Below are 23,533 nucleotides of genomic sequence, written 5' to 3'. Positions count from 1 at the left end.
GGTGTTCCGACGGTCCTCAGCCGCCCAGTGCGCCCAGCACCACGGCCTGGGCCTCGTCCTGCACCCGGGCGAGGTGGTCGGCGCCGAGGAAGGACTCGGCGTAGACCTTGTAGACGTCCTCGGTGCCCGACGGGCGGGCCGCGAACCAGGCGTTGTCCGTGGTGACCTTGATCCCGCCGATGGCGGCGCCGTTGCCGGGTGCCTCGGTGAGGACGGCCGTGACGGCCTCTCCGGCGAGCGTGTCCGCGGTGACCTGGGCCGGTGACAACTTGCCGAGCAGCGCTTTCTGTTCGCGGGTCGCGGGCGCGTCGATACGGGCGTAGGCGGGAGCACCGAAACGGGCGGTCAGGTCGGCGTAGTGCTCCGACGGGGTCCGGTCCGTGACGGCCGTGATCTCGGAGGCCAGCAGCGCCAGGATGATCCCGTCCTTGTCCGTGGTCCACACCGAGCCGTCGCGGCGCAGGAAGGAGGCCCCGGCGGACTCCTCGCCGCCGAACCCGATGCCGCCGCCGACCAGTCCGTCCACGAACCACTTGAACCCGACGGGAACCTCGACCAGTCGCCGGCCGAGGTCGGCGGCGACGCGGTCGATCATCGTGGAGGAGACCAGTGTCTTGCCGATGCCGGCGTCGGCGGGCCACTGGTCGCGGTGCCGGTAGAGATACGCGATGGCGACCGCGAGGTAGTGGTTGGGGTTCATCAGGCCGGCGTCCGGGGTGACGATGCCGTGCCGGTCGGCGTCGGCGTCGTTGCCGGTGGCGATGCGGAACCGGTCGCGCTGCTCGATGAGGGACGCCATCGCGTACGGCGAGGAGCAGTCCATGCGGATCTGCCCGTCCCAGTCGAGCGTCATGAACCGCCAGGTGGGATCGGTGTGCGGGTTGACCACGGTGAGGTCGAGGCCGTGCTGTTCGGCGATGCGTCCCCAGTAGGCGACGGAGGCCCCGCCCAGCGGGTCGGCGCCGATACGCACACCTGCCGCGCGGACGGCGTCCAGGTCCAGCACGCTCGGCAGATCGCCGACGTAGGTCCCGAGGAAGTCGTACCGCCCGGTCGTCTCCGCGGTGAGTGCCCGCGCACACGGCACCCGGCGCACGTCCTTCAGATTGCCGGTGATGATCTCGTTGGCGCGGTCCTGGATCCAGGAAGTGGCGTCGGAGGCCGCCGGACCGCCGCTCGGCGGGTTGTACTTGAAACCGCCGTCGGGGGGCGGGTTGTGGGAGGGGGTGACGACCACGCCGTCGGCGAGCCCTGACGTGCGGCCGCGGTTGTGGGTGAGGATCGCGTGCGAGACGGCGGGGGTGGGCGTGTAGCCGTCGGCGCTGTCGATGAGCACGCTGACGCCGTTGGCGGCGAACACCTCCAGCGCGGTGACCCTCGCGGGCTCGGACAGGGCGTGGGTGTCGGCGCCGAGGAAGAGGGGGCCGTCGGTGCGCCGGGCCGCGCGGTACTCGCAGATGGCCTGGCTGGTGGCAGCGATGTGGTCCTCGTTGAAGGCCGTGGCCAGGGACGAGCCCCGGTGCCCGGAGGTGCCGAACGCCACCCGCTGTGCCGGGTCGGCGGGATCCGGGTGCAGTGCGTAGTACGCGGTGACCAGCCGGGCCACGTCGACAAGGTCCTCGGGACCGGCCGGCCGGCCGGCTCGCTCGTGCGGCATGAGTCCGTTCCTCCGCATCGTCGGATCGATCGCTCACCGCCCATCTTTCCTCGTCAGGGCCCTGACACGCGAGTGGGCACCGGCCTATGATCCGGTGCTCCGATCTTCGCGCCGTTCTGCCGCCCGTACCGGGCGCCTTCCACAGACAGGTCTTCAGCCGTGACCGCATCCGCCGCCCAGGCTCCTTGGTTCCTCGCGCGTTGCGCCCAGTTCGCCGTGGCAGCGGCGGCCGGCGGCGAACTGGTCCGCGCGCTGACGGCCCGTGCTCATCTGCTGCATCCGGAGACGACCACGGCGTCCGATTTCGGGCAGGTGTCGATGATCTTCGTGTGGGTGGAAACGGCCGCGATCGTGTTGTTCCTGGTGTGGTTCGCCCGCTGCCGGCGCAACGCCGAACTGCTCTCGCCCGGCCGGGTTCCCGGTTCCGTCACCTGGGCCGTCCTGGCCTGGCTGATACCGGTGTTCAACCTCTGGGTGCCTCGCGGGCTGGTGCAGGACGTCCACCGCGCGAGCGCGCCCGACGGCGCCGGCCCGGGCCGCTCGGACGCCCTAGTGAACGTGTGGTGGGCGGCCTGGATCGGACACGTGGTGCTGAACCTGGCGGGCGCGCGCCTGGTCGGTGGCGCCTCGCTGCCGCTGCTCGTGGAAGTCCAGACCCTCGACGTCCTGGCCGCCCTCCTGGCGATCGTCCTGATCCAGCGCATCACGGCGCGGCAGGCCGCCGGGCTGCGGACGGTGACTCCGGTGCCCGCGCCCGCCGGTCTGCCGCACGCCTCTTAGCGTCCGCCGGTCAGCCGATGTGGTAACTGTCCCCGTACACCTTCCAGTCGAGCGGTGTGTTCAGGTCGAGGTTGCCCTTGCGCAGGAAGACGCGCTGCTCGGTGTCGACCCGGGTGGTGTCGCTGTGGGCCTCCTCCTGCTTCATGGCCCACACCCGGGCGTCGAGGAAGGCGTTGAGGTACGTCGTCTCGTCGCCGCCCTGCGCCGGCGGCTTGGCGCTCTTCAGGGCGCGCCTGCGGATGTTGCGGAAGCTGGTCGGGTCGTCGCCGTCGCCGTGCATGACGATGGCGTCGTAGTAGCAGAACTGGCCCAGGGTGCGCAGGCCGTCCGCCTTGCCCTGGGCGACGGCGGGGTTGAAGTAGACGCGGTCGCGTTCGTCGTTCTGGCACTGCTGGAAGACGGTGTCCTTGGCCGCCGTGCGCCAGTCCTTGGGATAGTTCGGGTCCAGGCCGGCGTGGGAGTCGCTGCCGTTGACCTTGCGCAGGGCGGGCAGGTACTTGGCGAGGACGTTGCCGGGCTTGCGGTCGGCGTAGAGCTGGACCAGGTCGAGCATGTCGCCGGTGCCGGAACAGAAGCCGATGATGCCGGCGGTGTAGCCGCGGCCGTCGCCGATGTCCTCGATGTACTTGTACTGGGCCTTCCAGTCGAGCGAGGAGTTCTCCGCACTCGACACCAGCTCCATGGCGATCTCCTTCTTCGCCGGGTCGTCGAGGCCCGTCGCGGCGGAGGGCGCCGCGAGGGCGCGCTGGGTTCCGATCAGCGCGCCCGAGGCAGCGGCGGCGCCGAGCAGGGCGACGACGGTCCGGCGCGAGACGTGGGCGGGGGTTTCGCGGTCTGTGTGCACCACAGGGCTCCAAGTGGGTGTGGGGGGCGGCGAGTTGGTCCGTACCGTTACTGGTAGGAAAGTTTCCTATCAAAGGCGGGCCGACCCGGTAACCCGACTTGCGTGAAGTTCGTAGGATCGAACAGTGCGGGCGGGGCCCCCTCGCCCGCTCAGCCGCGTCCCGTCTTCGCGCGCTGCCGCGTGAAGGCGTACAGCTCCTTCGAGACGGTGACGAGTTCGCGCCGTTCCTCACGCGAACCCACCATCGGCCGCGAGCCCTTGAGCGGCACCTGGGCGCTCTCGGGGAGGAACCTGACGGTCAGCAGACCGATGGCACCCGCCAGCATCAGGTAGTAGGCGGGCATCAGGTCGTCGCCGGTGGCGTTGACCAGTGCGGCGGTGACCAGCGGAGTGGTGCCGCCGAAGGCGGCCACGGCGAAGTTGAAGCCGATGCCCATCGCCGCGTAGCGGACGGCGGTCGGGAACAGGGCGGGCAGCGTGGCCGCGCTCGGCGCGGCGAAGCAGGCCAGCAGGGTGGACAGCAGCAGCACACCGAGGATCGGCGGCCAGGTGCCGTGCGCCCTGATCAGCAGAAAGGCGGGAATGGCCAGCACGATCATCGCGGCGGCGGCGACACCGTACACCGGACGCCGGCCGACATGGTCGCTGAGCCGCCCCAGGAAGGTGATCAGCACGACGATCCACAGCATGCCCACGAGCACCAGCAGGTCCGCGGAGCCGCTGGAGCGGTGCAGGGTCTCGGTCTGATAGGTCGGCAGATAGCCGGTGACCATGTAGTTGGTGACGTTGTACAGCAGCACCAGGCCCATGCAGATGAGCAGCGCCTGCCAGTGGCTGCGGACGATGTCCTTGAACTCGCTGCGTGCCGATTCCTGCGCCAGGGCCTTCTCGTGTTCGTCCAGCTGCTGCTGGAAGGCCGGGGACTCCTCCAGCTTGAGCCGCATGTAGAGGCCGATGACACCGAGCGGCCCCGCGACCAGGAACGGGACGCGCCAGCCCCAGGACAGCATCTGCTGGTCCGTCAGGGCGAGGTTGAGCAGGGTGACCAGGGCCGAGCCGAGGGCGTAGCCGACGAAGGTGCCGAAGTCGAGCCAGCTGGAGAGGAAACCGCGCCTGCGGTCCGGCGAGTACTCGGCGACGAAGGTGGTCGCGCCGCCGTACTCCCCGCCGGTGGAGAAGCCCTGGACCATGCGGGCCAGCAGGAGCAGCACGGGCGCGGCGATGCCGATCGTGTGGTAGCCGGGGATGACGCCGATGGCGAACGTGCCGACCGCCATCATGATCATGGTGGTGGCCAGTACCTTCTGCCGGCCGATCCGGTCGCCGAGCGGTCCGAAGACCAGGCCGCCGAGCGGCCTGACGACGAAGGCCGCGGCGAAGGTCGCGAAGGAGGAGATGACCTGGGCGCCCGGGGAGGCGCCCGGGAAGAACACCTTGCCGATGGTGGCGGCGAGGTAGCTGTAGACGCCGAAGTCGAACCACTCCATGCAGTTGCCGAGCGCGGAGGCGCCCACGGCGCGCCGGAGCAGCGGGCGCTCGACGACCTGGACGTCGTCGTTGCCGAAGGCCCGCCGGTTGCGGCGGAGCCGACGGGTGAGTTCCTCGCGGACCTGGCGCGGCAGGCCGATCACGGCATGCGGCGCCTGCGACGGGTTGCGGCCCTCGCGCGGTCCGTCCGACGTCCCCTCGCTCACAAGCGCCCCCTTGCTCCTGGCTCTCGCTCCACCACCGCCTGCCCCCATGACCGATTCAGAAACGGAACCGCTCAATCCCATCCGGGACGGCGGTTGGACTTGCGCCGCGCGCGGGCGCAGGGTGGACGAGCCCGTCCGCACACGGAGGGGCACCCCTACGGCACCACCCGGAGAGACCCGATGACCCACGTCGCGGACCCCGCACGCTACGACGGCACCATGCGCTACCGCCGCACCGGCCGCTCGGGACTGGACCTGCCCGTCCTGTCCCTGGGCTACTGGCACAACTTCGGCGACGACCGTCCCTTCGAGACCCAGCGCGAGATCGCCCTGCGCGCCTTCGACCTGGGCATCACCCACCACGACCTGGCCAACAACTACGGCCCGCCGTACGGCGCCGCCGAGCTGAACTTCGGCCGGCTGCTGAAGCGGGACCTCGCGCCGTACCGGGACGAGCTGGTGATCTCCACCAAGGCCGGCTGGGACATGTGGCCCGGCCCCTACGGGCAGGGCGGCGGCTCCCGGAAGTACGTGCTCGCCTCGCTGGACCAGTCGCTGCGCCGGATGGGCGTGGACTACGTGGACATCTTCTACTCCCACCGGCTGGACGCGAGCACGCCGCTGGAGGAGACGATGGGGGCGCTCGACACCGCCGTACGCCAGGGCAAGGCGCTGTACGTCGGCATCTCCTCCTACGACGCCGAGCGCACCCGGCAGGCCGCGGCGATCCTGCGGGAGCTGGGCACCCCGCTGCTGATCCACCAGCCGTCGTACAGCATGCTCAACCGCTGGATCGAGACCGACGGCCTGCTGGACGCGGCCGAGGAGGAGGGCTTCGGGGTCATCGGCTTCACGGCGCTCGCCCAGGGCATGCTGACCGGCCGCTATCTGGAGGGCGTGCCGCAGGACTCGCGGGCGGCGCGCGGCACCTCGCTCGACGCCTCCTGGCTGACGGACGACATGCTGGGACGGCTGCGCGCCCTGAACGACGTCGCGGCCCGGCGCGGCCAGACGCTGGCGCAGCTGGCGCTGGCCTGGGCGCTGCGTGACGAGCGGGTCACGTCCCTGGTCATCGGCGCCTCCCGCACCGAGCAGCTGGAACAGAACGTCGCTGCGCTGGAGAACCTCGCGTTCGACGCGGAGGAACTGGCCGAGATCGACAAGTACGCCACGGACGGCGGCGTCGACCTGTGGCGCGAGGCCCGGCTGGGCAATCTCGGCTAACTCGCACTTATGTGACCCACGTCACAGACATAAGGGAAAAGTAGGACATACTTGAACTCGCCCGGACAGCGTTGTCAGGCCTGTTCTCGCAGCACACCCCGCGCATCCAAGGAGCCGCTCCCCGTATGGCGTACGGAGTCGACCGCACCCCCCTGCTCCCTCCCCAGCCCGACCTGAGCCTGGCGCGCGACTGCGAGCAGTGCCTCGGATGGGGAACCGTCGTCACCCGCGACGGGGATCACGAACTGTGCCACATCTGCCAGGACGTGCCCGGCGACGAGGAAGGCACCGCCCGCTCCGGCCTCTGGCGCTGATCGCGGCGACGTACCGTGGAGGCATGGCCGCCCCTCCGCTCCCGGGTCCGCTCGCACATCTGGCGCCGCTGCTCGGCCATTACGGCTACTGGGCCGTGGGAGCCGTGGTCCTGGTGGAGGACTTCGGGGTCCCCGCCCCCGGCGAGACGATCCTGCTGGCGGCCGGGGTGTACGCGGGCGCGGGTCGGCTGAACGTCGTGGCGGTGGCGGCCATCGCGTTCGTCGCCGCCGTCGTCGGGGACAACATCGGCTACCTGATCGGCCGGGTCGGCGGGCGGACCCTCGTGCACCGGTGGGGGCGGTACGTCTTCCTGACGCCCAAGCGGTTCGAGGCCGCCGAGGAGTTCTTCGGCCGGCACGGCGGCAAGATCGTGACCGTGGCCCGGTTCATCGAGGGCCTGCGCCAGGCCAACGGCATCATCGCCGGGACCACCGGCATGCACTGGCGCCGCTTCCTCGCCTACAACGCACTCGGCGCGGCCCTGTGGGTGGGTCTGTGGACGACTCTGGCCTATCTGGTGGGCAACCACATCACCACCGTCTACGACGAGATCTCCCGGTACCAGCTCTACATCCTCGCCGCCGCCGCGGCGCTCATCGCGGCGTTCGTCGTACGGCACTTCGTACGGCGGCGACGCGAGCGCTGACCCCTCCGCGCTCAGCCGCCCCCGGTGCCGAGGGCGTGCACGTACTCCAGCGCGTCCTGCACCGCGGTGCGCCGGTACCAGGAACGCCACGCGGCCAGATCATGGGCCAGGAGGTCCAGGGCTGCCCCCTGACCGGGACCCAGCCACGCGCCGGCGGTCACCCGGTGCACCGTGATCACTCCGCTGCACTCGCCGGCCTCCGTCGTCATCGGTACGCCGTGCAGCGCCCTGCTGCCCGCCGCGAGCGCCGCCCGGCCCACCGGATGACCCGCCAGCTCCGGATCCGCGGCCACGTCCGGCACCGTCACCGGCCGGCCTGCGGCCCGCGCGCGGGCGCACACCGCCGGCGGTCCGGCCACCAGCGCGCAGCAGTCGCGGTAACTGGCGTCCAGCCCGTGATGGGCCTCGAGCACGAGCGCCTCGTCCTCCACCTTGTCGGTCAGGTGGATCTCGGCCGCGTCGGCGTCCGCCAGCGTCACCGCCGCGTACAGGGCCGCCCGCAGGACCTGCCGCCGGTCCCGCGGGTCCACCCGGCCGGCCTCCGGCAGCCCCAGGGCGGGCGGCGGTATGTGCCGACGGCCGGGGAACCACTGCTCGGCCGTCAGCGGCGGCGGCGCGGTCACCACAGCGGAGGCCAGCACCCGCAGCGGCACGTTGTAGTGCTGGGAGGCCGCGCGCAGCAGGGCGAAGGCGTCAGCGGGTCCGGGCAGGAAGTAGCGGGCCATCAGGATGCCCTGGGCGATACCGATGGTCCCGCTGGTACGGGCCTTGGCCCGCAGGCCGAAGACCTCGTCGGCGCTGTCCTCGCCAGGGCGGGTACGGGTCGGCGCGGGTTGGCTCGCGTACGTACCGCTCACGGTGGCGAGGGCGCCCTCCAGGCTCGGGTACAGGCGGATGCCGGGCAGGGGTGTCGCGGTCAGCACCCGCCGGACCGGGGGGCTGGCACCGGAGACGAGCACGGGTCCGGCCGCGCGGTTGCGGGTGTGGGCGTCGAGGATGTGCACGGCGGCGCTGCTCACGTGCCGTACGTCGGACATGTCCAGCACGAGCCGCAGGCCCCGCTCGTCGGCGCGCCTCAGCCGCAGGCCGAGCTCGCGTCCGAGGACCCTGGCGCCGTGGGCGTCGAGCGTCCCCGACAGTCGCAGCACGACCACCTGCTCGGTCACCGGCTGCACGGTGACCGTGGCTTCTCCCGTCACAGGGCCTCACCCACGGACCTCGGCTCGCGGACCTCCGCGGCTTCCTGACCGTTCCCTCCTCCACCTTGGTCCCTCGCGCGGCGCAAACGCAAGCCGCTCCCCGGGGCGTTGGGGCCGTGCCCCGGCCGGACGGCGTGCCCGGATCTCCGGTGTCCGCCGGCCCGACCGCTAGGACGAGGTGCGCGTGGGCCGGGCCTTCGCCGTCCGCTCGGGGCCGGCCCGGCGGGTGTCGTCGTCGGCGCGCTCGTGGCCGCCGCGCAGGGCGGAGGCGAGCGCGGACACCAGGGCCATGCCCGCGGCCACGCCGAAGACGATGGTCAGGCCGTGGTGGAACGGGCCGGAGACCAGCTCCGGGAAGAAGGTGTGGCCGGTCAGGGTGGCGCGCTGGGCGGCGGTCAGACGGTCCAGGGTGCCGCCGTCGCCGAGCAGATGGCCGATCGGGTTGTTGCCGAGGAACGTGGCGAACAGGGTGCTGACCGGCGGCAGCGAGGCCGCCTCGTGCGCGGTCCCGGCGGGCACGCCGTGCGCCTGGAGTCCGCTGCCGAGCGTCTTCGGCAGGGTGCTCGCCAGTCCGGAGACCATCAGCGAGAAGAAGACGCCGATGGACAGGGCCGTCCCGGAGTTCTGGAAGGTGGAGCGCATCCCGGAGGCCACACCCCGGTACCGGGCGGGCACGCTGCCCATGATGGAGGAGGTGTTGGGCGAGGAGAACATGCCCTGGCCGATGCCGCTGAGCAGCAGCAGCGTCGCGAAGACGCCGTAGTCGAAGTCCACGGGCAGGGCCAGCAGACCGAGGAAGGACCCGGCGACGACGACCAGCCCGGCGGTGGAGAAGAGGCGGGCGCCGAAGCGGTCGGACAGGTAGCCGGAGACCGGCCCGGCGACGAGGAAGCCGAGGGTGAGCGGCAGCATGAAGATGCCGGCCCACAGCGGGGTGTCCTCGAAGTCGTAGCCGTGCAACGGCAGCCAGATGCCCTGCAACCAGATGATCAGCATGAACTGCAGCCCGCCGCGGGCGATCGCGGTCAGCAGAGCGGCCACGTTCCCGGCCGCGAACGCCCGCACGCGGAACAGCGACAGCCGGAACATGGGCTCGGCGACCCGGGTCTCGACGAGGCAGAACGTCAGCAGCAGGAACACACCGCCGAAGAGACCCGCGAGTACCCAGGGGTTGGTCCAGCCGGTGGGATGGCCGCCGTAGGGCTGGATGCCGTAGGTGATCCCCGCGAGCAGGATGCCGGCGCCGGAGGCGAAGGTGAGGTTGCCGAGCCAGTCGATGCGGCCACGTCCGCCGGCCGAGGTCTCGCGCAGGCTCAGGTACGACCAAACGGTGCCGGTGACGCTGACGGGGACGCTCACCCAGAACACCGCGCGCCAGTCGACCGCGGCCAGCAGTCCGCCGGCGAGCAGGCCGAGGAACTGCCCGGCGAGCGCGGTGATCTGGTTGACGCCGAGCGCCATGCCGCGCTGCCGGGCCGGGAAGGCGTCGGTGAGGATGGCGGCCGAGTTGGCGGTGAGCATGGAGCCGCCGAAGGCCTGCACGACGCGCCACAGGATCAGCCACAGGGCGCCCGCGCCCGCCCGGAACGGGTCGAGTGACAGCGCGACGGAGGCGCAGGCGAAGACCAGGAAGCCCAGGTTGTAGATGCGGACCCGGCCGAACATGTCGCCGAGCCGGCCCAGGACGACCACCAGGACGGCCGAGACCAGCAGATAGCCGAGGATCATCCACAGCAGGTAACCGATGTTGCCGGCCGCGAGCGGGTCGAGGCCGATGCCGCGGAAGATCGCCGGCAGCGAGATGATCACGATGGAGGCGTCCATCGTGGCGATCAGGACGCCGAGGGTGGTGTTCGAGAGGGCGACCCACTTGTAGCCGGGGCCCGGGGGTGTGTCCCGGAGGCGGGCCGAGCGGGCGAGGAGGCGGCCGCGTATGCCCGCGGCGGGCGCACGGCCGGTCACAGCCGTTCCGCCAGCCGGTCGAGCAGGGGCAGGGCGTCGTGCAGGACCTGCCGCTCCTGCGGTGTGAACTCGTCGAGGGCGTGGGCGAGGCGGCTCACGGACTCGGAACGGCGCTGCTGCAGCACGGTCCGTCCGTCGCCGGTGATCGAGACGATGGCCCGGCGGCCGTCGGCCGCGTCGGCGGTACGGCTCACCAGTCCGCGCTGTTCGAGTCCGGCGAGGGTGCTGGCCATGGCCTGCGGCCGGACGCGTTCCAGATCGGCGAGGGAGCCGGGCGAGTCCGGACCGCTACGGGCCAGCCGGGCCAGCACCGAGACGCCGGACAGGGTCACGTCCCCGACCGCGTGCGCCTGGCGTAGTCGGCGGACGATCCGGCCCATGGCCAGCCGCAGTGCGGCGGCGAGTGCAACCGTGTCCATGATTACTAACGATAGGTTTATCAGTCTGGACTGTTCAACCAAGGATGAGTAATCGCGGTCCCGGGACGGAGATGACCGTAATTCCCGGTTTATGGCCTCGCTCAGTGGCAAGCCGAGTGTGGACCGGACCTCGCACTACGTTGGGATGTGACACCCGATGGCAGGCAACCAGAAGGCGAAGGGCAAGAAGGAACAGGTCAAGGGCAGGGCCAAGGAGGCCATGGGCCGCGCCGTCGGCAACGAGCGGATGGAGGCCGAGGGCCGCGCGGAAGGCGCGCGCGGCGACGCCCGGCAGGCCAAGGAGAAGGCCAAGGACACCTTCAAGCACTGAGCCGCGCCGGATCTGCGGCTCCTGGAGACTCCGAACGGGCCCGGGAATCCGGCGGACGCCGGATTCCCGGGCCCGTCGCCGCGCTCGTGCCGCCGTGCTCACGCCCGTCCCCGGCCTGTGACCAGGGGCTCCTGGGCAGCCGGAGGATTCGCGGCGGAGGTCGCCTTGATCGGTGGCACCTGGGGTATCCGAGCAGCAACGGGACGATCCCGCACACGGGAGGGACCCCGGCGCCGGAGAAAGAGGGCAACGACCTATGGAGATCCCGCTCGGGACGCACACCAGGACGCAGGCACGCACCGCGCCCGTGCGCTACAGCCGTACCTGGGACGACGCCGTGGCCGGAATCTGCGACGCCAGGGACGCCGTCGCCGCCCTGCTGGCCCGGGTGCGGCCCGCACCCGGGCGACAGACGGTGCAGGACGCCCGGCTCGTCGTCGGCGAACTCGTCACCAACGTCGCCAAACACGCCCCCGGCCCGTGCACCCTGAGCCTGGAGACCTGGCCCGACGCCGGCGTCCTGCGCATCACCGTCTCGGACACGTCCACCGACCCGCCGCTGCGGCGCCCGCCCGATCCCCGCAGGGTCGGCGGGCACGGTCTCCATCTCGTCGCGATGCTGTCCCGCGCCCTTGAGGTGACCCGGCTGCCGCACGGCAAACGGATCACCGCCACCCTGCCCCTCACCGCCGAGCACGGCTGAGTGGACCTACCGGAGGGACGCGACGGAACCGGCCGGCGTCCAGCGTCTCGCCGCCGGCGCACAGGGCGCCGGCCCGCCCTTCGACCTCCAGTCCCGGCACTCCGTGGACCCGCTCCACGCCCCAGGCCGCGATGGCCTCGAACAGGTTCACCACGCCCGCCTCCTCCACACCGGCACACCCGCGCACCTGACCGCTGTCCGCTGTCCGCGGCAACGGGTGGCCCCGGACGGGCAAACGGGCGCGTCACCGTTTCCAGCGCGCGGAGCCGGGGCACCCGTGCCAGGCTCGAAAGACGGCACCCACAGTGAGGGACCCAGCACGGTCGGAAGGCGAGTACGCGGTGGCGGAGACGCCCACCGCCTCGTGCCGCGACACGCCCCGGCCGCGCGCGGAGGGCACGGAGGTCTGGCGCTGGTTCCGCCGGCACCGGCTGCGGAACGCCCTGAGCCGCTGGTACCTCGGCAGGAGCGTGGAGCCGCCGGCCACCGCCTGGCAGAAGCGCCGGGTGGAGTTCGTGCGGGCGCCGCCGGGCGAGGTACCCGAGGGGGCCGAGGGGTCATGAGCGAGGAGGCACGCCGATGAGGGACGGCTACGAGGTCCGCGGACATCAGTGGTACGGCCCGCAGCCGGACGTGGCCGGGGCCGCCGGCTACCCGGACGCCCCGCCGAGAATGGGCTTCTTCACCGACACCTCGGTGTGCATCGGCTGCAAGGCGTGCGAGGTGGCGTGCAAGGAGTGGAACGCCATCCCGGAGGACGGTCTCGTCCTGACCGGCATGTCGTACGACAACACCCGCGGCCTGGGCGCCGACACCTGGCGGCATGTGGCCTTCGTCGAGCAGCGCAAGCCGTTCGGCGGGCAGGAACCCGGCGTGGCCCACGACGACGTCGACGTGTTCGCGGCCGCCGCGCGGCTGGGCACCGACGCCGCCTCTCCCGGCCCGGGTGCCACCACTCCCCCGCCCGGCCAGGCGCCCGAAGGCGCTCCCGCCGGGCAGATCTCCCCCGTCTCCCCGGACGGCCGCACCGAGTTGCGCTGGCTGATGTCCTCCGACGTGTGCAAGCACTGCACGCACGCCGCCTGCCTGGACGTGTGCCCCACCGGTGCGTTGTTCCGCACGGAGTTCGGCACGGTCGTCGTCCAGGAGGACGTCTGCAACGGCTGCGGCTACTGCGTGCCCGCCTGCCCCTACGGCGTCATCGACCAGCGCAAGGACGACGGCCGGGTGTGGAAGTGCACGCTGTGCTACGACCGGCTCGGCGTCGGCATGGAGCCCGCCTGCGCCAAGTCCTGCCCCACGGACTCCATCCAGTTCGGCCCCCTGGAGGAGCTGCGGGAGCGGGCACGGTCCCGCGTGGCGCAACTGCACGCGGCCGGCGTGACCGACGCACGGCTGTACGGCGAGAGCCCGGACGACGGGGTCGGCGGCGACGGCGCCTTCTTCCTGTTGCTGGACGAGCCCGAGGTCTACGGCCTGCCGCCCGACCCGGTGGTCACCACCCGGGACCTGCCGGACATGTGGCGGCACGCGGCGCTGGCCGCCGGCACGTTGGTGGCCCTGGCCCTGGGCAGCTTCGTGAGGAGGCCGCGATGAGCGAGTCGGACGTCACCCCGGACGGCGTCCAGGGGGCTCGGCCCGGCCGGCAGGCCCCGACCGGTGCCCGCGCCGGCCGCCGCAGGGGCCGGCGCGGGCGCGGCGAGCAGCCGATGGTGCCGGAGGCGGAGTTCTCCTCGTACTACGGCGAGCCCGTGCTGAACAAGCCGACGTGGCAGCCGCTGGACATCGCCGGATACCTGTATCTCGGCGGCCTTGCCGGGGCGTCCTCGCTGCTCGCCGCCGGGGGCCAGGCCACCGGCCGGCCGGGGCTCGCGGCTCCCGCGAAGCTGGGGGCGGCCGGGGCGGTCTCGCTGTCGCTGGCCGCGCTCGTCCACGACCTGGGCCGGCCGGGCCGGTTCCTGAACATGCTGCGCGTCTTCAAGGTCACCTCGCCCATGAGCGTGGGCTCGTGGCTGCTCGCGGGGTACGCGCCGCTGACGCTGACCGCCGCGGCGACCGAGGTGGCGGGCCGGTACCGGCTGCTGGGCTCCGCCGCCACCGCCGCTGCCGCCGTGCTCGGCCCCGCCGTGGCCACGTACACGGCGGTGCTGCTGTCGGACACGGCGGTGCCGTCCTGGCACGAGGGGTACCGCGAGCTCCCGTTCGTCTTCGCGGGCTCCGCCGCCACCGCGGCCTCCGGACTGGCCCTGGCCGCGGCCCCGACCGCTCAGGCGGGCCCGGCCCGCCGACTGGCCGTACTCGGGGCGGCCCTGGAACTCGGCGCGTTCCGGGCCATGAAGCGGCGCATGGGACTGACTGCGGAACCCTTCGAGGCGGGCAGGCCGCACCTGCTGCTGCGGGCGGCCGAGGTGCTGACGGCGGGCGGCGCGGTCCTCGCCCTGTTCGGCGGGCGGGACCGGCGCCTGGCCCTGGCGGCCGGAGCCGCGCTGCTCACCGGCTCGGCGGCCCTGCGCTTCGGCGTGTTCCACGCCGGGGTGGCCTCCGCCGAGGACCCGAAGTACACGGTCGTGCCTCAGCGGGAGCGGCTGCTCAGGGAGTGACGGGGATCCGGTGGGCGAGCGCGGTGACCCGGAGGTCGCCGAAGTCGACCCACTGCGGGAACTTCAGCGTCTTGTGGCCGGTCGCCGCGGGCGGGGTGACCTCCAGATAGGCGGCGTGGACCGCGCCCGAGGTGCCGGTGTTGGCGTGGGTCCACGACATGACCGCCTCGGCGCTCTGGCCCTTGCGGAGGGTCAGGGTGGTCTTGGCAGGGCTCTTCGCGTACCAGGTGTCGCCCCAGTGGGTGGTCGAGTGGAGCGTGCGGTGCGCGGCGTTCTCCAGGCCGAGGCCCGGGTAGCCCCGCAGCAGGCACGTGTGCGCGCTGGTGTTCTTGAGCTTCAGCACCACCCCCTGATGATTCATGCCGCCGGCCAGGGTCTCGCCGAACGAGGCGGTCAGCCCCGAGACGGCGCAGGTGGGGGTGCCGGCCACGGCACCGGATCCCGAGGCCTGGGCCACCCCCACGCCGGCGATCCCCAGTCCGACGGCCGTGGTCGCGGTGAGCGTCGCGCGTATGAAGTGCTGACGAGTCATGGCGGGTATGTGTCCTTTCGTTACCAGCTGTGCAAGTTGCCTTGTATCCAGGTGTGATGCCTGCCGTGGGGGAAAAGTTCGCGGCCCTGAGAACTTCGGGTGGCTTTTCAGCCGGCCGCCAGGTCCGGCAGGGCGGTGGCGGTCAGGTCGGCGGGGCGCGCGGTCGTGGGGTAGGGACGCGCGGTCCGGCGCAGCCAGCCGGTGGCCAGGCCGGCGCGGGCGGCGCCGTCGATGTCCCAGGGGTGCACGGAGACCAGCAGGGCGGTACCGGCCGGCACGCCCAGGGCGTGCAGCGCGTGGGCGTACGCCTCGGGTGCGGGCTTCCAGCGCCCCGGTGCCGTGACGTCCAGGTGGGCGGCGAAGCAGTCGGTCAGTCCGGCGCGGTCGAGCACCGTGCGGGTGGTGCCGGCGGAACCGTTGGTCAGAGTCGCCAGGTGGTACCCGGCCGCGTGCAGGGCCCGTGCCCCGCCCGGCACCGGGGTGCACGGGCGGTTCCGGCAGTCCGGCGAGGACGTGGGCCGCGGCCTCCTCGGGGTCGGCGGCGCCCTCCGTCTGCGCGGCCGGCGCCCGCAGTCCGTCCGTGGCGACGGCCGCGAAGGACGCGTGTCCCCCCGGCGAGGGTCAGGGCCAGGCCGTCACGCAGGACCCCGGCGAACCAGGCGGCCAGGAGGTGGCCGGGCAGACCGACCTGCTCCAGACGGCCGGCGAGCGGAGTCATGTCGGTGGGGGGTCTCGTTGACGTCGAACACCAGGGCGGGGCCGCGACCAACCGGACATCACGGGCACCCGACACGGCCCGTGCACCGCCACACCGCAGCGCTGGAGTCCCCCGGACCGGTCCCCTCGCACCTGCCGGGCCCGTTTGACCGCACCTGGCCGGGGTACTCCGCGCCTCACCACGGCGCGAGATGCCGTGGCCGCGCAGATGCGGGAGAGTCGAGCCACCGAGCGGGAGGAGCGGCTGTGGGCGTACGTACCTGGATCGACTCCTGGCCGGTCTACCGCCAGCTGACGGGCACCGATCCGCTGGGCCGGGGTGCCGCGGCGAAGAGCGGGCACAGCGAGCGGCTCCAGCCCCGGGTGGCCACGGCCGACCGGGTGGTCAAGTCCGTCTGCCCGTACTGCGCGGTGGGCTGCGGCCAGAACGTGTACGTCCAGGACGAGAAGGTCACCCAGATCGAGGGCGACCCGGACTCCCCGATCTCGCGCGGGCGGCTGTGCCCCAAGGGCGCCGCGAGCCTGCAGCTGACCACCGGGGACGCCCGTGAGCACCAGGTCCTGTACCGGCGCCCCCACGGCACCGAGTGGGAGCGGCTGGACCTCGGCACCGCGATGGACATGATCGCCGACCGGGTGATCGAGGCGCGCCGGGCGGGCTGGGAGTGGGAGGTCGACGAGACCCGCACCCGGCGCACCCTCGGCATCGCGAGCCTCGGCGGGGCCACGCTCGACAACGAAGAGAACTACCTCATCAAGAAGTTGTTCACGGCTCTGGGAGCGATCCAGATCGAGAACCAGGCGCGTGTTTGACACTCCTCCACCGTTCCCGGTCTGGGAACCTCGTTCGGACGCGGCGGCGCCACCACTTTCCAGCAGGACCTGCAGAACGCGGACTGCATCGTCATCGAGGGCTCGAACATGGCCGAGTGCCATCCGGTCGGGTTCCAGTGGGTGATGGAGGCCAAGGCGCGGGGCGCGAAGCTGGTCCACGTCGATCCGCGGTTCACCCGCACCAGCGCGCTGGCGGACGTGCACGTGCCGCTGCGCGCGGGCACGGACATCGCCTTCCTCGGCGGGATCATCCATTACGTGCTGGAACACGAGAAGTACTTCCGCGAGTACGTCGTGGCCTACAGCAACGCCCCGGTCATCCTGCGCGAGGACTTCCACGACACCGAGGACCTGGCGGGTGTGTTCTCCGGCCTCGACGCCCGGAACCGCTCCTACGACAACGGGAGTTGGCAGTACGAGGGCAGCGAGATCCAGGCGGCGTCCGGGGAGCGCGACCAGGAGTACGAGGAGCGCACCGGCGGCGGCAGTTCGGTGACCGAGGCGGCACGCGGCGAGGCGCACGGCTCCGGCGGCGCGGTGATCGGCGAGGGCGAGCCGGAGCGGGACGAGACGCTGACCCACCCGCGCTGTGTGTTCCAGCAGCTCAAGCGGCACTACGCGCGCTACACGCCGGAGATGGTGGAGCAGATCTGCGGGGTGCCGCAGGATCTCTTCCGGCAGGTGTGCGAGCTGGTCACGGAGAACTCCGGGCGGGACCGGACGACGGCGTTCGCGTACGCGGTCGGCTGGACGCAGCACACGGTCGGAGTGCAGTACATCCGGGCCGCCTGTGTCCTGCAGACCCTGCTCGGCAACATCGGCCGGCCGGGCGGCGGCATCCTCGCGCTGCGCGGGCACGCCTCCATCCAGGGCTCCACGGACATCCCGACCCTGTTCAACCTGCTGCCCGGCTACATCCCGATGCCGCACGCCCACCAGAACCAGGACCTGGACGCCTTCGTACAGGCCGAGGCCGCCCACAAGGGCTACTGGGGCAACATGCGCTCGTACCTGGTGAGCCTGCTCAAGGCCTACTGGGGTGACGCCGCGCGGCCCGACAACGACTTCTGCTTCGACTACCTGCCCCGGCTGACCGGCAGCCACTCGGCGTACGAGACGGCCATGGCCCAGCGGGAGGGCACCTGCAAGGGCTACTTCCTGTACGGCGAGAACCCGGCGGTCGGCAACGCCAACTCCAAGGTGATGCGGCTCGGCATGGCGAACCTGGACTGGCTGGTCGTGCGCGACTTCTCCCTGATCGAGTCGGCGACCTGGTGGAAGGACGGGCCCGAGATCGAGACCGGCGAGCTGCGCACCGAGGACATCGGCACCGAGGTGTTCTTCCTGCCGGCCGCCGCGCACACCGAGAAGGACGGCAGCTTCACCAACACCCAGCGGCTGCTGCAGTGGCACCACCAGGCGGTCGAGCCGCCCGGCGAGGCGCGCAGCGACCTGTGGTTCACCTACCACCTGGGGCGGATCATCCGGGAGAAGCTCGCCGGCTCCGCCGACGAGATGGACCGGCCGGTGCTCGATCTGACCTGGGACTACCCGACGAAGGGCCGGCGTGCCGAACCGGACGCGGAGGCCGTGCTCGCCGAGATCAACGGCCGTGACGCGCAAGGCGGACCCCTCTCCTCGTACGAGGAGCTGAAACCGGACGGCTCGACCCTCTGCGGCTGCTGGATCTACTGCGGGGTGTACGCCGACGGCGTCAACCAGGCGGCCCGCCGCAAGCCCGGCCGGGAGCAGGACTGGGTGGCGGCCGAGTGGGCCTGGGCCTGGCCCGCCAACCGGCGGATCCTGTACAACCGCGCCTCCGCCGACCCCGAGGGCAGGCCGTGGAGCGAGCGGAAGGCGCTGGTGTGGTGGGACGCGGACAGGGGCGAGTGGTCCGGGCACGACGTACCGGACTTCAAGAAGGACAAGTCGCCCGATCACGAGCCGCCCGAGGACGCGACGGGGCCCGAGGCGCTGTGCGGCACCGACCCGTTCGTCATGCAGGCCGACGGCAAGGCCTGGCTGTACGTGCCGTCCGGGCTGACCGACGGACCGCTGCCGACCCACTACGAGCCGCAGGACTCGCCGTTCCCGAACCTGCTCTACGACCAGCAGCGCAACCCGGTACGGCACTTGATCGCGCCGATCCCCGACAACCGCTACCAGCCGAGCGGTGACGAGCCCGGTTCACAGGTGTTCCCGTACGTGGCCACGACCTACCGGCTCACCGAGCACCACACGGCGGGCGGCATGTCCCGCTGGCAGCCGTATCTGGCCGAGCTGCAACCGGAGTTCTTCTGCGAGGTCTCCCCGGAACTCGCGGCCGAACGGGGCCTGGAGCACACCGGGTGGGCGACGATCGTCAGCGCACGCGGGGTGATCGAGGCGCGGGTGCTGGTGACCGACCGGATGGCGCCGCTGACGGTGCAGGGGCGCCGGCTTCACCAGGTGGGGCTGCCGTACCACTGGGGTCCCAACGGCTACAGCACCGGGGACGCGGCCAACGAGCTGCTGCATCTGTCCCTGGACCCGAACACCCACATCCAGGAGTCGAAGGCGTTCGCCGTGGACATCCGCCCGGGCCGCCGGCCGCGCGGTCCGGCCTCGGTGGAGCTGGTGCGGGCCTACCGGGCCCGGGCGGGCATCGACGAGCACACGGGCACGGAGCCGTAGCGGCCCTACCGGAGGACGATCGAGTGGGAGCCGCGCGGCACCAGCTCCCCCACCACCGGCGCTCCGGGGACCTCGCCGGCGACCAGCAGCCCGCCCGAGGTCTGCGCGTCGGCCAGCAGCAGCCGGGTGTCGGCGTCGGTGTCCCCGAAGTCGGTGTGGGGACCGGCCCATTCGAGGTTGCGCCGGGTGCCGCCGCTGACGTACCCGTCCCGGACGGCTTCGCGGGCGCCGTCCAGATACGGGACGGCGGCGGTGTCGACCACGGCGGTCACGCCGGAGGCGCGTGCCAGCTTGTGCAGATGGCCGAGGAAGCCGAATCCGGTGACGTCGGTGGCGCAGGTGGCTCCGGCCGCGAGGGCGGCCTCGGCGGCGTCCCGGTTGAGCGCCGTCATCGTGGCGACGGCCTGCTCGAACCGCTCGCCGGTGACCTTGTGCCGGTTGTTCAGCACGCCCACGCCGAGCGGCTTGGTCAGCGACAGGGGCATGCCCGCCCGGCCCGCGTCGTTGCGCAACAGCCGTTCGGGGTCGGCGAGGCCGGTGACGGCCATGCCGTACTTCGGCTCCGGGTCGTCGACGCTGTGGCCGCCGCCGACGTGACAGCCCGCCTCGGTGGCGACGTCCAGGCCGCCGCGCAGCACCTCGCGGGCCAGGTCGAAGGGGAGCCGGTCGCGCGGCCAGGCCAGCAGGTTCACGGCGAGCACCGGCCGGCCGCCCATCGCGTACACGTCGGACAGTGCGTTGGCGGCGGCGATGCGTCCCCAGTCGTAGGGGTCGTCCACGACCGGGGTGAAGAAGTCGGCCGTGCAGACGACCGCGGTCCCCCGGTGGGCGACCACGCCGGCGTCGTCGCCGGTGGCGAGCCCCACGAGGAGCGGGGTGTCGCCCCCGGCGAGCGCGGGCACGGTCAGCCCGGAGACCACCTCCTCCAGCTCTCCGGGCGGGATCTTGCAGGCGCAGCCGCCGCCGTGGGCGTACTGGGTGAGCCGGACGGGCGCCCGGCGGATCGGTGGGGATGTCGATGTCATACCAGCGGTCTCCTGGGGCAGTAGCCTGACGAGCGGTGGAGGCGTGTGGGTGCCTGGTGGCCCTCCCGGTCTTCAAAACCGAGGGGCCCGAGGATCTCGGGCCGGCGGGTTCGATTCCCGTCCGCCTCCGTTCACCGCGTCCGAACGGCAGCGCCGGCGCTGGTCGTCGACGCGCTCGGTGTGGCCCCGCGCGTCCAGGAACTCCAGCAGCGGTACGGCGACCCGACGGGTGGTGTCCAGTGCGCGCCGGGCCTCGCTGAGCGTGAACGGCTGAGGCAGACCGCGCAGCACGGCGGCGGCTTCGGTGTCGGCGCCGGGCAGCAGTACGATCCCGTCGGCGATCCGCAGCAACGCACCCGCGGTGACGGCGGCCGCCAACGCCCTTCGTTCCAGGCCCAGTTCGGTGAGGCGGCCGGCCTCGGGGGCGCGGAAGGGCGCACGGGCGAGGTCGTCGCGCACCGCGTCCACGGCGGCCTGGACGGCCGGGGGCAGGGCGGGCCGGAGGGTGTCCGCGGCGTACAACCGGCCCTGCCGGCCGCGCAGTCGGGGCGTGGCCTTGGCCAGGGCGTCGACGAGGGCACGGTCCGGCAGACCGAGCAGCCGGCGGGCCGACTCGGTGGGCAGGCCCGGCTCCAGCGGGTTTTCCCGCGCGTACCGCTCCACCTCGCCGACCAGCCGGTCCTTCAGGGCGGTCCAGTGCGCTTCGTCGGCCAGCCAGTCCCCGGTGACGGGCTCGCCTGGGGCCGGGACACCCATCGCGACGAGGTCGGCGCGCCGGATCAGCTTGCGGCGGCGCAGTTCGGCGGCGCCGTCGGGGCGGCCGGTCAGGGCGGCGAGTTCGGCGGCGCGGGCCCGGCCGGCGCCGCGCCGGGTCAGCCGGGGCGGCCGTACGTCGAGGACGGTGACCCCGCAGGGCATGCGGCTGCCACCCGGTTCGCGCAGCACCGCCCGGTCGCCGACCCGCAGCGGCAGGCCCCGGGCCAGGGTGAGCCGGGCGGTGTCGTCGCCGAGCGGGCGGACGGTGGCGGGGACGGCGGCGGTGCCGATGTGCAGGGTGACCGAGCGGGGCAGGTCACCTGCCGGTTCACCGGTGACCCGGACGTCGAGCACCGCGCTGTGCGGCCAGCGGTCCGGGGTGAGCAGCACGTGTCCCCGGCGCAGACCGTCGTCGCCCTGTCCGTGCACGTTGACCGCCACGCGGGCCACCCCGCCGACCGCCGTCCGTTCCTCGTGCAGGGTCTGCAGCCCGCGTACCCGGAGCGCCGCCGAGCCGTCCCCGGTGACCAGCCGGTCACCGACGCGCAGGGTGCCCGCGGCGAGCGTGCCGGTCACCACGGTGCCGTGCCCGCGCACGGTGAAGGCCCGGTCGAGCCACAGCCGTACGTCGGCGCCGGGGTCGGGATCGGGCAACTCGCCTGCCAGTCGGGCCAGTTCGCCACGCAGTTCGTCGAGTCCGGCTCCGGTGACGGCGCTCACGGCGACCGCGGGCACCTTGCCGAGGGAGGTGCGGGCCAGCCGTTCGACCGCGTCGACGCGTACGGGTTCGGGGTCGGCGAGGTCGCTGCGGGTCACCGCGAGGACGGCGTGCCGGACGCCGAGCGCGTCGAGGACGGCCAGGTGCTCCTCGGACTGGGGCTGCCAGCCCTGGTCGGCGGCGACCACGAACAGCACGGCGGGCACCGGCCCGACTCCGGCCAGCATGGTCGGCACGAAGCGTTCGTGGCCGGGCACGTCGACGAAGGCGAGGTGGTCGCCGTCCGGACCGAGCCGCGTCCACACGAAGCCCAGGTCGAGGGTGAGGCCCCGGCGGCGCTCCTCCTCGTAGCGGTCGGGTTCCATGCCGGTGAGGGCCCTCACCAGGGCGGATTTTCCGTGGTCGACGTGGCCGGCGGTGGCCAGCACCCGCATCAGGCCTCCCCCTTCCCGGCCGGCCGGACCGACCGCACGGCTTCGGCCAGCCGTTCGTCGTCCTGTTCGGGCACCGCGCGCAGATCCAGCAGGCAGCGGCCCGCCTCCAGTCGTCCGACGACGGGGACGGCACCGGTGCGCAGCGCGGCGGCGTACGGCTCGGGCAGACAGAGCGCGGCGCTGGGCAGGACGACTCCGGGTGCGCCTCCGCCGCCGACGGTGGCGGAGGACTCGACGGCCCGTGCGTCGATGCCGTCGGCGGCGAGAGAGGCGGCGAGCCGGTCGGCGCGGGCGCGCAGCCCTGCCGGGTCGGCGGTGAGGGCGCGGGCGGTCGGGGTGGGCGGGCCGGTGAGGGTGGCCTCCAGGGCGGCCAGGGTCAGCTTGTCGACGCGCAGGGCGCGGGCCAGCGGGTGCCGGGCCAGGGCGCGGACCAGGTCCCTCTCACCGAGCAGCAGTCCGCACTGCGGCCCCCCGAGGAGTTTGTCGCCGCTCGCGGTGACCAGCGCGGCACCGGCACGCAGCTGGGTCTCGGCGTCGGGCTCCTCGGGCAGCGCCGGGTGCGGGGCGAGCAGTCCGGAGCCGATGTCGACGACGACCGGGACGCCGAGGCCCGCGAGTTCGGCGGTCTCGGCCGATCGGGTGAAGCCGGTGATGCGGAAGTTGGACGGATGCACCTTGAGCACGAACCCGGTGTCGGGGCCGAGTACGGCGGCGTAGTCGGCGACGGTCGTGCGGTTGGTCGTACCGACCTCGCGGAGCCGGGCGCCGGTCGAGACGAGCAGGTCCGGCAGGCGGAAGCCGTCGCCGATCTCCACCATCTCGCCCCGGCTGACGACGATCTCCCGGCCGGCCGCGAGGGCGGTGGCGGCGAGGGCGAGCGCGGCGGCGCCGTTGTTGACGACATGCGCGTCCCCGGCGGACGGTACGCGCTCGCGCAGCGCGGCGAGGGCGGAGCGGCCGCGGCGGGCTCGTACCCCGGTGGCCAGGTCGAGTTCGACGTCCGTGGGCCCGGCGGCCTCCTGCGCGGCCTGCCGGGCGGCGGCCGACAGCGGGGCCCGGCCGAGGTTGGTGTGCAGCAGCACCCCGGTGGCGTTGATCACCGGGCGCAGTCCGCTCGCGGTACCGGGCAACAGGGCGAGGGCCGTCCGCGGCACCTGTTCCGGCGGGATGTGTCCCTCGCGGGCCCGCTCCTGCGCCGTGCGTACGGCGGCCTTCACCGGGCCGGCGCCGAGCCGCCGCGCCGCCGCGGACAGCCGGGGGTCACGCAGCAGCTGGTCGGTGCGCGGGATCAGGCGGCGCGCGTCGGTGGCGTCCGGCGCCCGCACCGGCGTGCCGGTACCCGGTTCCGCTCCGCCGGGCCCCGGGTGCGCCGCCCCGGGCCGCTGGTCCGCCGCACTCGCCGTCCGCTGCTCCATGCCGCGCCCGTCCCTCCGGTTCGGCCCGTGCCCCGTGCCCCGTGCGGGCCACGCA

At 72.9% G+C, this 23,533-nt stretch carries 21 protein-coding genes, 1 tRNA gene and 1 pseudogene; 11 read left to right on the top strand and 12 right to left on the bottom strand.

The window, feature by feature from the left end; genetic code table 11:
* Positions 1–16: 16 nt before the first annotated feature.
* Positions 17–1,657, bottom strand: coding sequence for a phosphoglucomutase (alpha-D-glucose-1,6-bisphosphate-dependent) (gene pgm, locus AB0D93_RS09050; protein ID WP_362115432.1), 1,641 nt, complete (start codon positions 1,655–1,657; stop codon positions 17–19).
* A 159-nt stretch (positions 1,658–1,816) separates the two neighbouring features.
* Between pgm and AB0D93_RS09045 the strand changes: the two genes are divergently transcribed.
* The gene (locus AB0D93_RS09045; RefSeq protein WP_362115429.1) at positions 1,817–2,437 is read left to right on the top strand and encodes a DUF4328 domain-containing protein; all 621 of its coding nucleotides are present in this window, start codon (positions 1,817–1,819) and stop codon (positions 2,435–2,437) included.
* A 10-nt stretch (positions 2,438–2,447) separates the two neighbouring features.
* Here AB0D93_RS09045 and AB0D93_RS09040 read toward each other — a convergent pair whose 3' ends face one another.
* Both AB0D93_RS09040 and AB0D93_RS09035 read right to left on the bottom strand, forming a co-directional pair.
* Positions 2,448–3,281 (bottom strand): chitosanase, encoded by an 834-nt coding sequence (locus tag AB0D93_RS09040; protein WP_362115426.1) that lies wholly within the window; start codon positions 3,279–3,281, stop codon positions 2,448–2,450.
* A 149-nt stretch (positions 3,282–3,430) separates the two neighbouring features.
* Positions 3,431–4,903 (bottom strand): MFS transporter, encoded by a 1,473-nt coding sequence (locus AB0D93_RS09035; protein ID WP_362116245.1) that lies wholly within the window; start codon positions 4,901–4,903, stop codon positions 3,431–3,433.
* 252 nt (positions 4,904–5,155) lie between these two features.
* On the opposite strand from AB0D93_RS09035, the gene mgrA reads away from it, so the two are divergent.
* The 3 genes from mgrA (at position 5,156) to AB0D93_RS09020 (ending at position 7,160) form a co-directional block, all read left to right on the top strand.
* Positions 5,156–6,199: an L-glyceraldehyde 3-phosphate reductase gene (mgrA, locus tag AB0D93_RS09030; protein WP_362115423.1), complete on the top strand. Its 1,044-nt coding sequence runs from the start codon at positions 5,156–5,158 to the stop codon at positions 6,197–6,199.
* Positions 6,200–6,324: 125 nt separating this feature from the next.
* On the top strand, positions 6,325–6,513 hold the full coding sequence (locus AB0D93_RS09025; protein WP_362115420.1) for a hypothetical protein: 189 nt from the start codon (positions 6,325–6,327) through the stop codon (positions 6,511–6,513).
* Between the two features lie 23 nt (positions 6,514–6,536).
* Complete coding sequence (locus tag AB0D93_RS09020; RefSeq protein WP_362115417.1) at positions 6,537–7,160, top strand: DedA family protein; 624 nt, start codon at positions 6,537–6,539, stop codon at positions 7,158–7,160.
* An 11-nt stretch (positions 7,161–7,171) separates the two neighbouring features.
* Here AB0D93_RS09020 and AB0D93_RS09015 read toward each other — a convergent pair whose 3' ends face one another.
* The 3 genes from AB0D93_RS09015 to AB0D93_RS09005 all read right to left on the bottom strand — a co-directional run bounded on the left by AB0D93_RS09015 (position 7,172) and on the right by AB0D93_RS09005 (position 10,740).
* Positions 7,172–8,359 (bottom strand): ANTAR domain-containing protein, encoded by a 1,188-nt coding sequence (locus AB0D93_RS09015; RefSeq protein ID WP_362115414.1) that lies wholly within the window; start codon positions 8,357–8,359, stop codon positions 7,172–7,174.
* Positions 8,360–8,527: 168 nt separating this feature from the next.
* Positions 8,528–10,183, bottom strand: a complete 1,656-nt coding sequence (locus tag AB0D93_RS09010; protein WP_362116242.1) for an MFS transporter — start codon at positions 10,181–10,183, stop codon at positions 8,528–8,530.
* 134 nt (positions 10,184–10,317) lie between these two features.
* The gene (locus AB0D93_RS09005; protein ID WP_362115411.1) at positions 10,318–10,740 is read right to left on the bottom strand and encodes a MarR family transcriptional regulator; all 423 of its coding nucleotides are present in this window, start codon (positions 10,738–10,740) and stop codon (positions 10,318–10,320) included.
* A 157-nt stretch (positions 10,741–10,897) separates the two neighbouring features.
* Here AB0D93_RS09005 and AB0D93_RS09000 point away from each other — a divergent pair, with 157 nt between their 5' ends.
* On the top strand, positions 10,898–11,071 hold the full coding sequence (locus AB0D93_RS09000; protein WP_362115408.1) for a CsbD family protein: 174 nt from the start codon (positions 10,898–10,900) through the stop codon (positions 11,069–11,071).
* A 256-nt stretch (positions 11,072–11,327) separates the two neighbouring features.
* On the top strand, positions 11,328–11,774 hold the full coding sequence (locus AB0D93_RS08995) for an ATP-binding protein (RefSeq protein ID WP_362115405.1): 447 nt from the start codon (positions 11,328–11,330) through the stop codon (positions 11,772–11,774).
* Here the strand turns inward: AB0D93_RS08995 and AB0D93_RS08990 are convergent.
* A complete protein-coding gene (locus AB0D93_RS08990) occupies positions 11,755–11,928 on the bottom strand; it encodes a hypothetical protein (protein ID WP_362115402.1) in 174 nt (57 codons plus the stop codon). The genes AB0D93_RS08995 and AB0D93_RS08990 overlap by 20 nt on opposite strands.
* Positions 11,929–12,115: 187 nt before the next feature.
* Between AB0D93_RS08990 and AB0D93_RS08985 the strand changes: the two genes are divergently transcribed.
* From AB0D93_RS08985 to nrfD, 3 genes are read left to right on the top strand one after another with little or no spacing between them, the layout of a single operon-like run.
* Positions 12,116–12,337: a hypothetical protein gene (locus AB0D93_RS08985; protein ID WP_362115399.1), complete on the top strand. Its 222-nt coding sequence runs from the start codon at positions 12,116–12,118 to the stop codon at positions 12,335–12,337.
* 16 nt (positions 12,338–12,353) lie between these two features.
* On the top strand, positions 12,354–13,370 hold the full coding sequence (locus AB0D93_RS08980; RefSeq protein ID WP_362115396.1) for a 4Fe-4S dicluster domain-containing protein: 1,017 nt from the start codon (positions 12,354–12,356) through the stop codon (positions 13,368–13,370).
* Entirely contained in the window at positions 13,367–14,374 is a 1,008-nt protein-coding gene (nrfD, locus tag AB0D93_RS08975) for an NrfD/PsrC family molybdoenzyme membrane anchor subunit (RefSeq protein WP_362115393.1), read from the top strand. Before AB0D93_RS08980 ends, nrfD begins: the two co-directional genes overlap by 4 nt.
* On the opposite strand, the gene AB0D93_RS08970 is transcribed toward nrfD, so the two are convergent.
* Positions 14,364–14,906: a DUF4232 domain-containing protein gene (locus tag AB0D93_RS08970; RefSeq protein ID WP_362115390.1), complete on the bottom strand. Its 543-nt coding sequence runs from the start codon at positions 14,904–14,906 to the stop codon at positions 14,364–14,366. The two genes, nrfD and AB0D93_RS08970, sit on opposite strands and share 11 nt — an antisense overlap.
* Before the next feature lie 107 nt (positions 14,907–15,013).
* Positions 15,014–15,382, bottom strand: a complete 369-nt coding sequence (locus tag AB0D93_RS08965; protein WP_362115387.1) for an HAD family hydrolase — start codon at positions 15,380–15,382, stop codon at positions 15,014–15,016.
* A gap of 487 nt (positions 15,383–15,869) precedes the next feature.
* On the opposite strand from AB0D93_RS08965, the gene fdh reads away from it, so the two are divergent.
* Positions 15,870–19,130: a formate dehydrogenase gene (gene fdh, locus AB0D93_RS08960; RefSeq protein WP_362115384.1), complete on the top strand. Its 3,261-nt coding sequence runs from the start codon at positions 15,870–15,872 to the stop codon at positions 19,128–19,130.
* 5 nt (positions 19,131–19,135) lie between these two features.
* On the opposite strand, the gene selD is transcribed toward fdh, so the two are convergent.
* On the bottom strand, positions 19,136–20,155 hold the full coding sequence (gene selD, locus AB0D93_RS08955; protein ID WP_362115381.1) for a selenide, water dikinase SelD: 1,020 nt from the start codon (positions 20,153–20,155) through the stop codon (positions 19,136–19,138).
* A 37-nt stretch (positions 20,156–20,192) separates the two neighbouring features.
* Here selD and AB0D93_RS08950 point away from each other — a divergent pair.
* A tRNA-Sec gene (locus tag AB0D93_RS08950) sits at positions 20,193–20,285 on the top strand.
* 35 nt (positions 20,286–20,320) lie between these two features.
* Here the strand turns inward: AB0D93_RS08950 and AB0D93_RS08945 are convergent.
* Together AB0D93_RS08945 and selA are read right to left on the bottom strand one after the other, a co-directional pair.
* Positions 20,321–22,063: pseudogene (locus tag AB0D93_RS08945) on the bottom strand (SelB C-terminal domain-containing protein); the annotation flags it as partial.
* Positions 22,063–23,478, bottom strand: coding sequence for an L-seryl-tRNA(Sec) selenium transferase (selA, locus tag AB0D93_RS08940; protein ID WP_362115378.1), 1,416 nt, complete (start codon positions 23,476–23,478; stop codon positions 22,063–22,065). The gene selA and the pseudogene AB0D93_RS08945, both read right to left, overlap by 1 nt.
* Positions 23,479–23,533: the final 55 nt, after the last annotated feature.

Origin of the sequence: Streptomyces sp. NPDC048191 (assembly GCF_040652655.1) — a bacterium.
GTDB lineage: Bacteria > Actinomycetota > Actinomycetes > Streptomycetales > Streptomycetaceae > Streptomyces.
Note: the sequence above shows the minus strand (reverse complement) of the source record. Positions and strands in the feature narration are given on the sequence as shown.